This is a genomic window from Endozoicomonas sp. 4G, assembly GCF_023822025.1.
Lineage (GTDB): Bacteria > Pseudomonadota > Gammaproteobacteria > Pseudomonadales > Endozoicomonadaceae > Endozoicomonas_A.
Genome location: NZ_CP082909.1, coordinates 5,202,074 through 5,217,332, shown reverse-complemented (window position 1 = coordinate 5,217,332; position 15,259 = coordinate 5,202,074). Strand labels below are relative to the sequence as shown.

The following is a 15,259-nucleotide window of genomic DNA, read 5'->3' as shown; positions in this document are numbered from 1 at the left end:
CCAGTTGTTGGGGTAGCAGTAGAGAGTCTGGAAATTCAGGACCAGCAGTGAATCGAAACCATTATGGAGGTGCTTCACTCTGGCGGGGGACTCGACCCTTGATCAAGCTCAGGGTTGTTAGAATGCGCGAATTAAACCCTTGAAATGCCCAGATGACAACCCCTGAGGCAGAATTAATCATTATCCTTCGGAAGGAGCAGGTCGGGGAGCCGTGTTCTTACGGCCCTGCTCAGCCGATACGCAGTACGACTGAGTGATTGAAATCCATAATAGTCGCATCTAAAATCCATAATAGTCATACTAAAAATCCATAATAGTCGTATCTAAAATCCAATTTGGTCAAAAACATGCCCTACATCGCCAGAGCTATTGAACGGTATCTTCAGGAATGTCTGACCGATACCCCCGTAGTAGTGATAACCGGCCCAAGACAGTCGGGAAAGACGACTCTGAGCCAGCATCTTCTGGCACTGCCCGAACTAAAGGGTAAGGGGAGTTATCTCACTCTGGATGACGAAAACATTCTCTCCATTGCCCGTGATGATCCTGTTGGCTTGCTGCGCCAGCAATCACGCCCGGTCATTATTGATGAAGTTCAGAGGGCTCCTGAATTGATTCGTACGATCAAATGGTTAGTGGATGAAGATCGTCAGCCCGGTTCATTTATTCTGACTGGCTCTGCCGATCTGATGACGCTGCCGACACTGGCAGATTCTCTGGCGGGGCGAGCTGAGTTCGTGACTCTCTACCCGTTCAGCCAACCTGAGCTGCATCAGGTTTTATTCAGTGCTGATCAAAACGATGTTATTAAACAACTCCTGTCTCCAGATTTTGTTCCCAAGCCCTCAATGTCCTTTGAATACGATAATGCCATCTCGGCGATTGTCCGCGGCGGTTATCCGGAAGTTCAGCAACGCTCACCTGAACGAAGGGTTCGCTGGCACCGTTCCTACACCGATGCCCTTGTTCGTCGGGATATCAAAGAAGTATTCCAACTGCAAAAACTGGATGAAATGAATCAGCTGCTGAGATTGTTAGCGGCTATTTCATCCGATGCCCTGAACTACGCCAATCTTGGAAAAGCGGTGCAGATGGATATTAAATCGGTGCAAAAGTATGTTTCGGCATTGGAGAATCTTTATCTGGTAAAACGAATTCCCGGCTGGCATCGCAATGAGCTGAAACGAAGTATCAAGCAGGCCAAAATCCATTTTGTGGACACTGGACTGCTGTGTGCCCTGAGAGGCATCAATGAAGATTCGCTTAAAGCGGATAGAAATCTGATGGGATCAATGATGGAAACCTGGGTTTGCTCAGAATTACTGAAAGCCATCGCTGTCAGTGATGAGGATTGCCAACTGTTCCATTACCGTGACAAAAGCAAATATGAAGTGGATTTTATTTTATCCGGATATAACGGACGAGCGACAGGTATTGAAGTGAAAGCAGGCCTGACGGTTAAAAAGGAAATGTTTGCGGCTCAGGAAATGCTGATAAAAGCAGGGTGTATTCAACGGGGTGTTATTGTTTATAACGGAGACAGGGTACTGCCCTTTTCGGATAAGCTAATTGCTGTGCCGGTCAGTTGTTTGTTTTGTCCGACCTCTCTCAGGGGCGCAGGTCGGAAAACGTCCTTATACCTTCACTGAACAAGCCATCTTCTTGAACAACTTGTTCAATTTCTTTTATTGCTTCCTTGTAAAGTTTTTTCAAACGCTCCTCTTCCAAGCTTCTGACTTCAGTCTTTACGCGCTGTTCCTCTGCGGACGAAATATTGATATTCAACTCATGCGCTTGTTCCAATAGTTCTTGATCGATGGGGTCTGTGGTTTTGGTTTTGCTCATATATGCCTCCTGAAGGTCTGGAGTAAAGATAGCAGGTATTTTTTAAAAATGTTCACTATACATACGTACTATTTCAGCAGAGAGCATGTTCACCTGAAACCTGTCCCTAGAGTTTTGAGCAAGTTATGACTGAGAATTGGTTGCCAGAAAGTTAACTGAACAGGAAGAAACTCACCTGCTGGTAAACAGGTGAGCTGGTCATCAAGCCTTGGGACAGGCCGCAAAATGCTGGTTGCCAACGTCCATCAACCTTGGCCGATGCTGGGCACAACTGGCTTCTGCTATCGGGCAGCGGGTTCTGAACACACAGCCGCTGGGTGGGCTGATGGGCGAAGGCAGGTCGCCTTCCAGCAATTCAATCTCCTTCTTTTTCTCCATTTCCGGATCAGGAATAGGAACCGCTGACAACAACGCTTTGGTGTAAGGATGACGGGGGTCATCATACATAGGTTCAGCTTTGGCGGTTTCCACTTCATTGCCCAGATACATCACCAGCACCCGGTCGCTGATATGCTTCACCACGCTCAGGTCGTGGGCAATAAAGATCAGGGACAGACCCATTTGTTTCTGAAGTTCTTTCAGCAGGTTAACCACCTGAGCCTGGATGGATACGTCCAGCGCACTTACCGGCTCATCACAGATCACCAGCTTGGGCTTGAGAATCAATGCCCGGGCAATACCGATACGCTGACACTGCCCCCCCGAAAATTCATGGGGATAACGGTTAATCACGTTAGGCAGCAGGCCCACTTTGGTCATCATGTCGCGAACCTGGGAGAGCACCTCATTCTTCGACAACTCCGGGTAATAGTTGCGAAGCGGCTCGGCAATAATATCGCCTATTGTCATTCTCGGGTTCAGTGATGCCAGCGGATCCTGAAAGATCATCTGGATATCTTTGCGGATCTCTCTCATAGCTTTTTCCGGCAGCCCGGCGACGTTGTCGTCCTGCCAGAAGATCTCGCCATCGGTGGCCTTGACCAGACCAATGATGGAACGGGCCAGGGTGGATTTGCCGCAGCCGGATTCACCGACGACGCCAAGGGTTTCTCCTTCAAAAAGATCGAAACTGACGCCATCCACGGCTTTCAGCACCGGGGACTTCTCCCAGGGCCAGTTTTTGGCTTTGTGAATCGGGAAGTGAACCTTTACATCCCGCACTTTCAAAATAGGCTGAAGGCTTTCTACAGGCTGAGGGCTTTCTACAGGCTGAGGGCTTTCTACAGGCTGAGGGCTTTCTACAGGCTGAGGGCTTTCTACAGGCTGAGGGCTTTCTACAGGCTGAAGGCTTTCTGTAAGCTGAAGGCTCATACTACCACCTCCCTATTGTAAGAATTAACGGACCTGCCGGAAGTATTCAGTGGTCCATCGAAGGCATTGGCTGAGTTATCGGGTGTCCAGAAGCAGGCTTTCTGACGACCGTCACCAAAGTTCTCCAGAGGTGGTGCTTCCCGCTGGCAACGTGGCTGAACATGAGGGCAACGCTCCTGAAAAGGACAGCCCGGGGGCAGACTCAACAGGTTGGGAGGGTTGCCCGGAATGGTCGGCAGAATTTCACCCTCGGTATCCAGCCGGGGAATCGCCCCCAGCAGACCACGGGAGTAAGGGTGACGAGGATCATAGAAAACCTCGTTGGTGGTACCGTATTCCATGGTACGACCGGCGTACATCACCAGCACCTTGTCACAGATACCCGCCACCACACCCAGATCGTGAGTGATCATAATGATGGCGGTGTTGAACTCGGTCTTCAGCTCATTCAACAGTTCCATGATCTGGGCCTGAACGGTCACGTCCAGGGCGGTGGTCGGTTCGTCAGCAATCAACAGTTTGGGACGGCACAGCAGTGCCATGGCAATCATCACCCGCTGACGCATACCCCCTGAAAACTCATGGGGATACATACTCATACGCTTGCGAGCTTCAGGAATTTTTACCGCATCCAGCATCCTGACGGATTCTTCAAAGGCTTCTTTTTTGCTCATGCCTTTGTGCAGCTGTAACACTTCCATCAGCTGAGGCCCGACTTTCATGTAAGGGTTCAGCGAGGTCATGGGATCCTGGAAGATCATGGAGATCTTTTCGGCACGAATGTGGTTCAGCTCCGCTTCGCTCAGGCCCAGAATATTCTGGCCTTCAAACCGGGCCGAACCTTCGATAATGCCGTTTTTCGCCAGCAGTCCCATAAGGGCAAAAGCGGTCTGGCTTTTACCGGAACCGGACTCCCCTACCAGACCCAGTGTTTCACCGGAATCCAGGGAGAAGGTCATATTGTTTACCGCGGTAACATCCCCGTCGGGTGTCGTAAATCTAACCCGCAGGTTATCGACATCTAATAAATGCATATCAACGATCCTTCGGGTCCAGGGCATCACGCAGCCCATCGCCAATAAAGTTGAAACAGAACAGAGTAATCACCAGGAAAGAAGTCGGGAAGGCCAGTTGCCAGATCGCCACTTCCATCGAAATGGCACCCTCGTTAACCAGTGCGCCCCAGCTGGTCATGGGTTCCTGTACACCCAGTCCCAGGAAGCTCAGGAAGGATTCAAACAGAATCATGCCAGGGACCAGCAAAGAGGCGTAAACCACCACAATGCCCAGCAGGTTAGGAATCAGGTGACGGCGAATAATCTGGCTGGAATTGGCACCACTGATAATGGCCGCTTCGACAAACTCCTTGCTCTTCAGGCTCAGGGTCTGGCCTCTGACGATACGCGCCATATCCAGCCAGGAGACGGCCCCTATGGCGATAAAGATCAGTAGTATGGAGCGTCCGAAAAAGGTAATCATCAGGATTACCAGGAACATAAACGGGAAAGACTGAAGGATTTCCAGTGCCCGCATCATCAGATTATCAACACGGCCTCCCAGGAAGCCCGCCATGGCACCGTAAATCGTGCCAATGATCACGGCGACCAGCGCCCCCAGGGCACCCACCATGAACGAGATTCGCCCGCCTTCAAGGGTACGCACAAAAAGATCCCGGCCCAGGTGATCCGTACCAAAAAAGTGGCCGGTTTCCATAGACGGCGGTGCCGCCATATTGGCCCAGTCAATTTCGTCGTAAGTGAACTGGCTGGCCATGGGGCCAAAGATAATCAGCAAGGTGACTGCGGCCAGCACGATCATACTGGCGACTGCGGCCTTGTTACTCAGGAAACGTCGGCGGGCATCGGCCCAAAGGCTGCGTCCTTCAATCTCCAGCTGTTGGGAAAAGTTTTCCACAGCCTGGTGGCTTTCTTTTTTCACCATGTTATTCACAGTGCGGTTTTTCAAGGAAATAGACGCCATGGTTTAACCCCCCACCCTGATTTTCGGATCGATCAGCCCGTAGAGAATATCGACGATAGCGGTGAACAGGATGGTCAGTGAGCCAATGATGATGGTCAGCCCCAGTACCAGCGAGTAATCCCGGTTCAGTGCACCGTTAACAAAATGCTGACCCATGCCGGGCAGGCCAAACACCGTTTCAATCACCACTGAGCCGGTGATAATGCCGACGAAAGCCGGGCCCAGATAAGAAACCACAGGCAGCAGCGCCGGTTTCAGGGCATGTTTAAGAATTATGTGATGCTTTGGCAAACCCTTGGCCCGGGCAGTACGAATAAAGTTACTGTTCAGGGTTTCAATCATACTGGAACGCATAATACGGGCGATGGCCGCAACATAAAGAATACCCATGGCCGCCACAGGCAGAATCATGTTCTGCAAGCTGCCATCGTTCCAGCCACCTGCGGGCAGCCATTTCAGGGTGATGGAAAATAGCAACACCATCAGCGGCGCAATCACAAAAGAAGGCAGCACGACACCCACCATGGAGAAAGTCATCACGGTGTAGTCGACCCAGGAGTTTTGTTTCAGGGCCGCCAGTGTGCCCAGTCCAACCCCGACGATCACAGTGAGTACAAACGCCAGTGAGCCAATGGTCATAGAAACCGGGAAGCTCTGGGCCACCAGTTCGTTAACGGTGTAATCCTTGTACTTGAAAGACGGCCCCAGATCGCCGTGCAAAAGATCTTTCAGGTAGTAAGCAAATTGTTGCCACAGTGGCTTGTCCAGATGGTACTTGGCTTCCAGATTGGCCAGGATTTCCGGTGGCATATTGAAATCGCCGGTGAAAGGACTGCCGGGGGCCATCTGCATCAGGAAAAACGACAACAGCACGAGAATAAACAGCGTTGGAATGGCAACGCCGATACGTCTCAAAATAAATATAAACATAGGTACACCATCAGTTAGTCATGTTCCCTCAAAAACTCGTTCCTACGCTCCCGAGGATGTCGCAAAACGTTCGCAACTCGTACAACGGGTTCCCACGCTACAGCACGGGAACCACAAGAGAGGAATTAATGCTTCTCGATATACAGATCTCTGGTGTAAATGTTGTCCTCAACATTGCTCACGGTGTAACCGCCTACATAGGGCTTAACCAGTCGGCTGATTACGTATTGGTAGATAGGAGCGACAGGCATCTCTTCAGCCAGAATCTTCTCGGCTTCTGTGTAGAGTTTGGAGCGCTCTTCGTCGCTGGTCACGACTCTGGATTTAGCCAACAGTTTGTCGTATGCCTCGTTTTTAAACTGGGCATCGTTTTTTCCATGGGTAGAAGTATTCAGATCCAGGAAGGTTGAGGCTTCATTGTAGTCGCCAATCCAGCCTGCACGGGCTATATCGAAATCTCCCTCAGCCTGAGAGTCCAGGAAGGTTTTCCACTCCTGATTCTCCAGTGTCACTTTCACACCCAGCGGTTTCCACATCTGGCCAATGGCGATAGCGATTTTCTTGTGAGCTTCGTCTGTGTTGTACAGCAGATTGACTTCCAGAGGATTGTCTGGACCGTATCCGGCTTCAGACAGCAGGCGTTTGGCTTCCGCATTCCGCTCAGCCTGAGACATTTCACTGAAGTCTGTGACAGGTGGAACAAAGCCGCTGATGGTTTCAGGGGTGAAGGTGTAAGCAGACTTCTCACCCTGACCTTTCACGTATTGAGTGATGGCGTCACGGTTGATGGCGTAGGACAGAGCCTCACGAACACGGACATCATCAAAAGGCTTGCGTTGGGTATTAAAGGCGTAGTAGTAGGTGCCCAGATAGGGGGTTACCTTAACCTCGTTTGGAATCTCTTTTTTCAGAGACTTGAAGTGTTCAAGCGGAATGACGTTGGTCATATCCATTTCACCGGCCTTGTAGCGGTTCAGTTCAGGCGTACTTTGCAAAGGCAGGTAGGTCACTTGATTGACGACGGTGGCTTTGTTGTTCCAGTAGTGGCTATTACGCTCCAGAACGATCTTTTCGTTGACTCGCCAGTCAGCCAGCTTGTATGCACCGTTGGATACCATATTACCGGGACGGGTCCAGTCGTCACCAAATTTCTCAACCACTTTCTGCGGTACCGGATAGGTGGTGTAGTGAGCCAGCATTTTGATGAAGTATGGGACAGGCTGTTCCAGAGTTACCTGAAAGGTTTTGTCATCAAGGGCTTTGACGCCGAGGCTGTTTGCGGGCTTTTCACCTTTGATAATGGCAGTAGCATTGATAATGGTCGCGATTTCCATATACCAGGCGTAACGGGAAGCCGTTTCAGGATCTACCGCACGTTGGAAAGCGAATACAAAGTCGCCCGCTGTGACCGGATCACCGTTAGACCATTGGGCGGTGTCACGAATTTTAAAGGTAAAGACTTTATTGTCATCAGAGACCGTCCAGCTTTCAGCCTGACCGGGGATGATGTTGCCTTCCTGGTCCTGGGTCACCAGACCTTCAAACAGGTCTCTGACTACAGCGTCACCTGGGGTACCTTCCACTTTCTGGGGATCAAGAGAGGCAGGCTCCCCACCGTTACCACGAACCAGTTCCTGAACTTTTGCCAGTTGCGTACCGGCCGGAACGATAGCCGCATTGACACTGGTGACGGCCATAATGCTGGCAGCCAGTGTTAATGCCGGAATGGCTGCAAACTTCAGAGCCTTGAATGGCTTCTTCATATTGTTATCCCCTTCATTGATGACCGGCCTGATCGCGGTCAACGCATAATTCTGATTGGAGTTATGGTAATGGCGGGAGCTGTTGCGCTGACCGATGGGGCAGCGCAAGACGAGTAATACACGATCCTGTGTATTGCCGTTTTATAACCCCCCATTCAGGAGGTTGTTTTTATTTGCTGGACTACTACTGTCGTCAATTCCGCCGGGTATTGCATTGATCCCGAAAAAGATTACGGAAATCTTCCCGACCATGGTCATCTATTTTTCGGACTGTGCGTTTTCAGTACAGAAAAACCGAGTCGCCGTGATTGGGTAACCGAATATAACTAAAAGTTGTGAAAAGGATCAAGAAAGTTTTGAACTTTAGTACGTAAAAGTCCCAATGTTTGATGGAGTTGACATTCTGCTGTTTGGCTTAAATTTGGTTGAATGGTCTTATTTTTTCATGAGATGTGGTTTTAAAATCTGCGTGGTGGGTTGGAGTGGTTTGTTTGTGCTGGTGGAGTGATAGTGTTTTTACGGTGCATTGGGTAATCAGTATTTTGTAGAACAGCTATAAATTAAGGGCGATTTTACAAGTTTTGATGCTGGAGCCCATCTTATGCCTAAATTGACCAGTGAAAGACAGGTAACCATACCTCAGGATGTTTGTAACAAACTCGGGCTTGTACCCGGCGATACTGTTGAGGTGTTTGAGCGGGATGGGGTCGCTTGTCTGGTAAAAATGTCCAGTGAAACACTGTCAGGTATATTAGCTTGTCCTCAAGCCGAAGAGTCAGAAGCTGCGGCAAACCGGGATGATCTGGATTTTAAGGAGGTTTTGAAGGAAAGAGCGGCCAAAAAGTTCAGAGGTCGGGAATGATTGCGGTAGATACCAGTGTGCCGATTCGCTATTTACTCCAACCTATAGAGTCGCAACAACTCGTTCCCAAGCGAAGCGAAGAAACGAGTTGTCATCTTCCACGAGAAGGATTAATGCTTCTCGATATACAGATCTTTGGTGTAAATGTTGTCCTCAACATTGCCCATGGGATAACCGCCTACGTAGGACTTCACCAGTCGGCTGGTTTTGTACTCAATAACAGGAGCTAAAGGCATTTCCTCAGCCAGTATTTTTTCAGCTTTGCGATAAAGTTCGGTTCGTTCTTTGTCTGAAGTCACCGTTCTGGATTTTTTCATCAAGGCATCGTACTCAGGGCTATTAAAGTTGCCATCGTTGTTACCATGAGTGGATGTTTTTAAATCAAGAAAGGTCGAAGCTTCGTTGTAGTCCCCTGCCCAGCCTGCCCTGGCAACCTGAAATTTTCCTTCACTTTTACTATCAAGGAAGGTTTTCCATTCCTGATTTTCCAACGTGACTTTAACGCCCAGAGGTTTCCACATTTGCGAGACGGCAATAGCTATCTGCTTGTGTGATTCATCCGTGTTGTAGAGGAGGTCAAATTTCAGTGGATTATCAGGGCCAAAACCGGCTTCTGCCAGAAGGCGTTTGGCCTCAGCATTCCGCTCGGTCTGGGTCATCTTGCTGTAGTCAATTTCAGGTGGAATAAAACCAGCTACCGATGTGGGTGTGAGAGTATAAGCGGGTGTTTGGCCTTGCTTCATTACGTGCTTGGCAATGGCATCGCGATTGATGGCGTAGGAAAGCGCCTTTCTGACACGAGCATCATCAAAAGGCTTAACCTGCTCATTAAACTCATAGTAATAAGTAGAGAGTCTTGGGGTGATTTTTACTTCATCAGGTATGCTTTTTTTCAGGCTGGCAAAGTGCTGAACAGGAATAGGGTTTGTGCCGTTGGTAAAGTCTACCTCGCCTGCTTTGTAGCGTGTCAGCTCCACATTGCCTGAAATAGGAAGGAAGCTAACCTCATCAATGACGGTTTTTGCATCATTCCAATAGTGGCTATTGCGAACCAATTTAATTCGCTCATTCACAACCCACCTTTCCATCTTATAGGCGCCATTGGATACCATATTTTCTGGCTTGGTCCAGTCGTCACCGTATTTCTCAACCACTTTTTGCGGTACCGGAAAGGTAGTGGGGTGAGCCAGCATTTTGATGAAATAAGGGACAGGTTGTTCCAGAGTCACCTGAAAGGTTTTGTCATCAAGAGCTTTGACGCCAAGACTGTCTACGGGCTTTTCACCTTTGATAATGGCAGAAGCATCCTGAATTCGTATCATAAGTGCATAACCTCTGTAACCAGAGCGCTGCAACAGAACCTTTGAAATAAATCAAGACTCAGGGGTACTCTGTAAAGCGACGAAACCGTACAGAGGAGCCTAGGATGGCCTATACGCACCTGAGTCTTGAAGAGAGACATTATATCGCAGTTCAACACAGAGAGGGCGTTTCACTGAATAAAATTGCTGAGGCACTTGGTCGCTCCCAAAGCAGTATCTCACGTGAAGTGGCAAGGAACACTGGACAACGAGGCTATAGACATAAACAGGCACACCAGAAGGCTCAGAAACGCCATCAGGAAAAGGCAAAAGCAGTCAAGTTGACCGACGATATTAAACGACAAATAGAAGATAGAATCAGGGATGACTGGAGTCCTGAGCAAGTTGTTGGACGACTCGAAAAAGAAGGGGTCATCAAGCTTCACCATGAGACTGTTTACCAGTTTATACTGGAAGACAAAAAAGCCGGTGGGACGCTTTATAAACACTTGCGTCACCAAAGAAAAACGTACCGTAAACGATATGGTTCAGCCCATAATCGGACTGGTATTCCTAATCGTGTTGGCATAGAGCAACGACCCAAGATTGCCAATGAAAGAGGTCGTGTAGGCGACTGGGAAGCCGACACCATTATCGGTAAAAATCATAAAGGGGCTATTGTCACAATAGATGAGCGCAAGACTAAACTCCGTGTTGCAGTGCCACTGCCAGGCAAGAAATCAAAAGCGGTTAAACAGGCAATGGTCAGCTCTCTCAAGCCTTTGAAGAAGTTTGTGAAAACCATAACTTACGACAATGGCAAGGAATTTGTTGAACATGAGGCGGTGGCCAGAGATCTGGGTTGTGACAGCTATTTCGCTACTCCATATCACTCATGGGAGAGAGGTCAGAATGAAAACGCCAATGGTTTGCTCAGGCAGTACTTTCCCAAGGCAATGGAGCTTGATAAGGTCTCTGAGCAAGAAGTCATAATAGCTGTTGACAAGATGAACAACAGACCCAGAAAGTGTCTTGGTTACAAGTCACCTTATGAGGCATTCAAAGAGTCAACAGGGATAGATGCAAGAAAAGTCATGGGTTATGCACTTATGACTTGAATTCAGGCATTAACAATAGTAGGAATTTCCATGTACCAGGCGTAGCGGGAAGCCGTTGCAGGATCAACTGCACGCTGGAAAGCGAATACAAAATCACCTGCTGTCACCGGATCACCGTTGGACCATCGGGCGGTGTCACGAATTTTAAAGGTAAACACTTTATTGTCATCAGAGACCGTCCAGCTTTCAGCCTGACCGGGAATGGTGTTGCCTTCTGCATCCTGACTTACCAATCCTTCAAAAAGGTCTTTGGCCACATTGGAGCCTGGAACGCCTTCTATTTTTTGGGGATCAAGAGAAGCTGGCTCAGCACCGTTACCACGAACCAGTTCCTGAACTTTTGCCAGTTGCGTACCGGCCGGAACGATAGCAGCATTGACGCTGGTAACAGCCATGATGCTGGCGGCCAGAGTCAAAGCCGGAATAGCGGCAAGCTTCAGAGCCTTGAATGGCTTCTTCATATTGTTATCTCCTTCATTGGATGACCATTCTGACGACGGTCAACGCATAATTCTTATTGGAGTGTAATGAACGGGTACCCGAATATAACTAAAAGTTGTGAAAGGGATCAAGAAGGTTTTTCGATTTGGAAATAGAAGACAATGTTGCAGGTTCTGAGGCTGGAGGCTGTCACATGCCAGCCTCCAAAGGTCAGGAATCAACCTAAATAGTGGGCAATACCATCCATAAACATTTGCACGGAAAGCATCACCAGGATCATCCCCATCAATCGCTCAATGGCAAATACACCACGGTTGCCCAATACTCTCATAAACTGATTTGAGCACATCAGGATGGCGGAAGATGCAGTCCAGGCGATCAATAATGCCGTGATCAGTTTACCCTGTTCTCCGGGGTGCTGATTACCCAACAGAATCAGGGTGGCCAGAATGGAAGGACCGGCAATCAGAGGAATGGCCAGAGGTACGATAAAAGGCTCGCCATCGGGGGTGTCGCCCATAATGCCGCCACCACGGCTGGGAGGGAAAATCATCTTGATGGCGATAATAAACAGGATAATCGCCCCGGCAATACTGACCGCTTCCTGTCTGAGATGCAGGGTTTGCAGAATGGCATCACCGACAAACAGGAAAATCACCAGAATAAACAGGGCGATCAGCATTTCCCGCATCAGGATTTTGGCCCGGCGCCTGGGAGGCACGGTTTTCAGAACAGAGATAAAGATTGGCATATTGCCCAGCGGATCCATAATCAGGAACAGCAATATGGCTGTGGAGTAAATTTCCATCAGTGCAGCTCGGTCTCGAAAAGTAGAATAAAAAGGGTTGGGCTGGCTTATATCATCTGGGCTTTAAAAAACCAACATTAATCGCGGGGTTCTCCATCCTCTTGCGAAGCAATAGGGTGGAGGGGGATAGCGAGCAAGGCGCTAGCCTTGCCCCTGGGACGCAAAGTAATTATTGACGGTATCGATATTTGCACCACCTGTACTGCTCACAAAATAAGACCTCGACCATAAAACGGGCTTTGTATAAAACCTCGATAATTGTTCACCGAACTCTTTTCGTAAGATCCGGCTTGTTCCCGTTTTCAAAGCATTAACAAAATCCGACAGTGCAGCAGTTGGCGGCAGCTCTATCAATAATTGAACATGATCACAGTTGTCCGACTCACACTCTATCAACTCCCCTCCCCACGCCTCACAACGTACTTTTGCCATTTCTTTGAAGCGTTTAACCATTGCCTCAGACAGTACTCTGCGCCGGTACCTGGTAACAAGAACCAAATGGTATGAAAGTGAATAAGTGCAGTGATTTAGGGTTTTAATACTTGATTTAGTCATAGTAACTAATTGTATAATAGAGATATGGAACTACGCAAAGCAACTTACAAGCTATATCCCACAAAGCAGCAGGCCGAAGCTCTGAATCACGCTTTGCGGTTGCATTGTGAGTTTTATAATGCAGCACTTCAGGAGCGAGTAGAGGCATACAAGAAGTGCCGTATATCCATCAAGAACAAAGACCAGCAGCCGCAGATCAAGGTGATTCGTGAAGAAATACCGGAGTTTGCGACACTCAATTACAGCAGCCTTCAGGTCACTCTAAGACGACTGGATAAAGCTTTCTCAGCCTTCTTTCGTCGTGTCAACTCGGGTGTAAAAGAACCAGGGTTCCCCCGCTTCAAATCCCACAAGCGTTATCCGGGCATCGGCTTTAGCTCGCACGGTGACGGTTGGCGATTCACTCCTGGAGAGGATTGGAAGCATGGACGATTGAGACTGACGGGTGTTGGTCACATACGTTGTCGCGGCAAAGCCAGAGTTGCAGGCAAGATTAAAAGCATGGAGCTTTTGCATCGTCGGGGAGAGTGGCTTATCAGCCTCACGATGGAATGCAATGGTGTATTAAGAGAACCGACTAGCGGTAAGGCTTGCGGCCTTGACTGGGGAGTAAACAAGCTTCTCAGCGTTGCAACAGAATCCGACGGTTATCAGGTTGATAATCCCCGTTGGTTTCAGCAGGAAAGAGAAAAACTAAAGGCTCTGAAGCAAGCGGTCAGCAGAAAGAAAAAAGGCTCGAACCGATGGAAGAAAGCCTGCAAGAAGCTGTCCACTCATCACCGGAAAGCAGCTAACCGGCGCAACCATGAACATCATCAATTATCGGCTCAAGTAGCCTCGCAATACGCTCTTGTAGCGACTGAGAAATTGCAGGTCAAGAATATGACCGGCAGTGCAAAAGGTACATCAGAGAAGCCCGGGAAAAACGTAAAACAGAAAGCAGGTTTAAACCGTGAGATTTTAGACACTGCGCCAGCGACCTTGCTGGCTATGATCGCCTACAAAGTGAAGGAAACTGGTGGGCTATTCATAGAGACACCGACAAGGAAACTTAAACCCTCGCAGCGTTGCCCTGTATGCTGGTCAGTGAAGAAAAAGACACTGAAAGAACGGGTGCATCAATGCGAAGTCTGTGGTTGCAATGAAGATCGGGATATTGCTGCCGCACGGGTTAATTTAATCTGGGCGCTATATGAGTTGGGGTCGGAAACCGGCCTACACAGGGCTTGCTCTGTAAAACCACCACCAAGTCTTTAGACTTGGTGGTGGTAGTTTATTCCTGATTTGTCGCTGTTGGGTAAAATGAAGCCCGGCCAGTGAAGGTCTGGCGGGCTTTTGTGGGCGGATAAGATCAGCAGAGCCATTAAGTACCGTAGGTCTAAATCACAAAATTCTTTTGGCTCAATAAGAATGCCAGCCTGGCCTGTTTATCTTTCACATATCCAGAATTCTGTTCAGCGGTGTTGGCACTGAGATTTTCATGAAACTTCTCAGCCTGCTTTTCGGCGTTGTAGATTTCCTGATTATCCAGTTGACTGTCTGCGATCCAGTGGGTCTGTTGCGCGGTGGCTGTGTTGGTGGGCTTGATGGCTTCGCTCATGGTAAATCTCCCCAAATCATGTGTTGATAGGGGAAGATTAGGTCTGGATAGGGCAGGCGTCTGTAATACTATGGGCGAAAATAAAATTTAGTTATATAAAAATATATTTTTAATAACTTTTTAAAGACCCAGATATTCGTTTTTCAGCTTCACATAGTTGTTTGCACCGTAAGAGAAGAGCGCCCTCTCTTTATCACTGACTGGCCGGGCTTTCTGGGCTGGATTGCCTTTGTAAACAAATCCGCTTTCCAGTCGTTTGCCCGGAGGCACCAGACAGCCCGCAGCAACAATCACCTCCTCTTCGACCACGGCGCCATCCATCACCACGGAGCCAATGCCAATCAGGCAGCGATTATGGATCGTGCAGCCGTGCAGGGTGACCTTGTGACCGACCGTTACTTCATCACCAATAATCAACGGGTAACCCTCAGGGTTAAAAGTGCTGGCATGGGTGATATGCAATACCGAACCGTCCTGAATGCTGGTGCGCGAACCTATGCGGATACGATGCATATCGCCACGCACCACGGCCATGGGCCAGATGGAGCTGTCTTCACCAACTTCTACGTCACCCAGGACCAGGGCAGTTTCGTCAATAAATACCCGGTCACCCAGTGTTGGAGTATGACCTCGGAAGGTTCTGATGGAATGGCTGTTCATGGGGCTTGGCTTCTTTTGTTGGAAGTATTGCATTGTCCTTGAAAACCGATAATCCTGCACCCATAGACATAACAACAACGACCGG

At 48.8% G+C, this 15,259-nt stretch carries 16 protein-coding genes; 4 read left to right on the top strand and 12 right to left on the bottom strand.

Annotation, left to right across the window (positions count from 1 at the left end; all coding sequences use genetic code 11):
* Positions 1-347: 347 nt before the first annotated feature.
* Positions 348-1,649 (top strand): ATP-binding protein, encoded by a 1,302-nt coding sequence (locus tag K7B67_RS20630; protein ID WP_252177734.1) that lies wholly within the window; start codon positions 348-350, stop codon positions 1,647-1,649.
* Here K7B67_RS20630 and K7B67_RS20625 read toward each other — a convergent pair.
* From K7B67_RS20625 to K7B67_RS20600, 6 genes are all read right to left on the bottom strand, one after another.
* Complete coding sequence (locus K7B67_RS20625; RefSeq protein ID WP_252177733.1) at positions 1,609-1,845, bottom strand: type II toxin-antitoxin system CcdA family antitoxin; 237 nt, start codon at positions 1,843-1,845, stop codon at positions 1,609-1,611. The two genes, K7B67_RS20630 and K7B67_RS20625, sit on opposite strands and share 41 nt — an antisense overlap.
* A 201-nt stretch (positions 1,846-2,046) precedes the next feature.
* Positions 2,047-3,156, bottom strand: coding sequence for a murein tripeptide/oligopeptide ABC transporter ATP binding protein OppF (oppF, locus tag K7B67_RS20620; RefSeq protein ID WP_252177732.1), 1,110 nt, complete (start codon positions 3,154-3,156; stop codon positions 2,047-2,049).
* Entirely contained in the window at positions 3,153-4,190 is a 1,038-nt protein-coding gene (locus tag K7B67_RS20615; RefSeq protein WP_252177731.1) for an ABC transporter ATP-binding protein, read from the bottom strand. Before K7B67_RS20615 ends, oppF begins: the two co-directional genes overlap by 4 nt.
* A 1-nt stretch (position 4,191) precedes the next feature.
* Entirely contained in the window at positions 4,192-5,097 is a 906-nt protein-coding gene (gene oppC, locus K7B67_RS20610) for an oligopeptide ABC transporter permease OppC (protein ID WP_252180620.1), read from the bottom strand.
* A gap of 42 nt (positions 5,098-5,139) precedes the next feature.
* Positions 5,140-6,066, bottom strand: a complete 927-nt coding sequence (gene oppB, locus K7B67_RS20605) for an oligopeptide ABC transporter permease OppB (RefSeq protein ID WP_252177730.1) — start codon at positions 6,064-6,066, stop codon at positions 5,140-5,142.
* 125 nt (positions 6,067-6,191) lie between these two features.
* Positions 6,192-7,829 carry an ABC transporter substrate-binding protein gene (locus K7B67_RS20600; RefSeq protein ID WP_252177729.1) on the bottom strand — a complete coding sequence of 546 codons (1,638 nt, stop codon included), beginning with the start codon at positions 7,827-7,829 and terminating at the stop codon, positions 6,192-6,194.
* Between the two features lie 601 nt (positions 7,830-8,430).
* Between K7B67_RS20600 and K7B67_RS20595 the strand changes: the two genes are divergently transcribed.
* Positions 8,431-8,691, top strand: coding sequence for an AbrB/MazE/SpoVT family DNA-binding domain-containing protein (locus tag K7B67_RS20595; RefSeq protein ID WP_252177728.1), 261 nt, complete (start codon positions 8,431-8,433; stop codon positions 8,689-8,691).
* Positions 8,692-8,801: 110 nt separating this feature from the next.
* Here K7B67_RS20595 and K7B67_RS20590 read toward each other — a convergent pair whose 3' ends face one another.
* Positions 8,802-10,013, bottom strand: coding sequence for a peptide ABC transporter substrate-binding protein (locus tag K7B67_RS20590; RefSeq protein WP_252177727.1), 1,212 nt, complete (start codon positions 10,011-10,013; stop codon positions 8,802-8,804).
* A 104-nt stretch (positions 10,014-10,117) separates the two neighbouring features.
* Here K7B67_RS20590 and K7B67_RS20585 point away from each other — a divergent pair, with 104 nt between their 5' ends.
* Positions 10,118-11,110, top strand: a complete 993-nt coding sequence (locus tag K7B67_RS20585; protein WP_252177726.1) for an IS30 family transposase — start codon at positions 10,118-10,120, stop codon at positions 11,108-11,110.
* Positions 11,111-11,112: 2 nt separating this feature from the next.
* On the opposite strand, the gene K7B67_RS20580 is transcribed toward K7B67_RS20585, so the two are convergent.
* From K7B67_RS20580 to tnpA, 3 genes are all read right to left on the bottom strand, one after another.
* Positions 11,113-11,571 (bottom strand): ABC transporter substrate-binding protein, encoded by a 459-nt coding sequence (locus tag K7B67_RS20580; protein ID WP_276576712.1) that lies wholly within the window; start codon positions 11,569-11,571, stop codon positions 11,113-11,115.
* Between the two features lie 197 nt (positions 11,572-11,768).
* On the bottom strand, positions 11,769-12,359 hold the full coding sequence (locus tag K7B67_RS20575; protein ID WP_346658241.1) for a YhgN family NAAT transporter: 591 nt from the start codon (positions 12,357-12,359) through the stop codon (positions 11,769-11,771).
* 141 nt (positions 12,360-12,500) lie between these two features.
* Entirely contained in the window at positions 12,501-12,914 is a 414-nt protein-coding gene (tnpA, locus tag K7B67_RS20570; protein ID WP_252177725.1) for an IS200/IS605 family transposase, read from the bottom strand.
* 24 nt (positions 12,915-12,938) lie between these two features.
* Between tnpA and K7B67_RS20565 the strand changes: the two genes are divergently transcribed.
* A complete protein-coding gene (locus K7B67_RS20565) occupies positions 12,939-14,171 on the top strand; it encodes a transposase (RefSeq protein ID WP_252177724.1) in 1,233 nt (410 codons plus the stop codon).
* 121 nt (positions 14,172-14,292) lie between these two features.
* On the opposite strand, the gene K7B67_RS20560 is transcribed toward K7B67_RS20565, so the two are convergent.
* Positions 14,293-14,514, bottom strand: coding sequence for a hypothetical protein (locus K7B67_RS20560; protein ID WP_252177723.1), 222 nt, complete (start codon positions 14,512-14,514; stop codon positions 14,293-14,295).
* 120 nt (positions 14,515-14,634) lie between these two features.
* Positions 14,635-15,174 (bottom strand): gamma carbonic anhydrase family protein, encoded by a 540-nt coding sequence (locus tag K7B67_RS20555; protein WP_252177722.1) that lies wholly within the window; start codon positions 15,172-15,174, stop codon positions 14,635-14,637.
* Positions 15,175-15,259 lie beyond the last annotated feature (85 nt).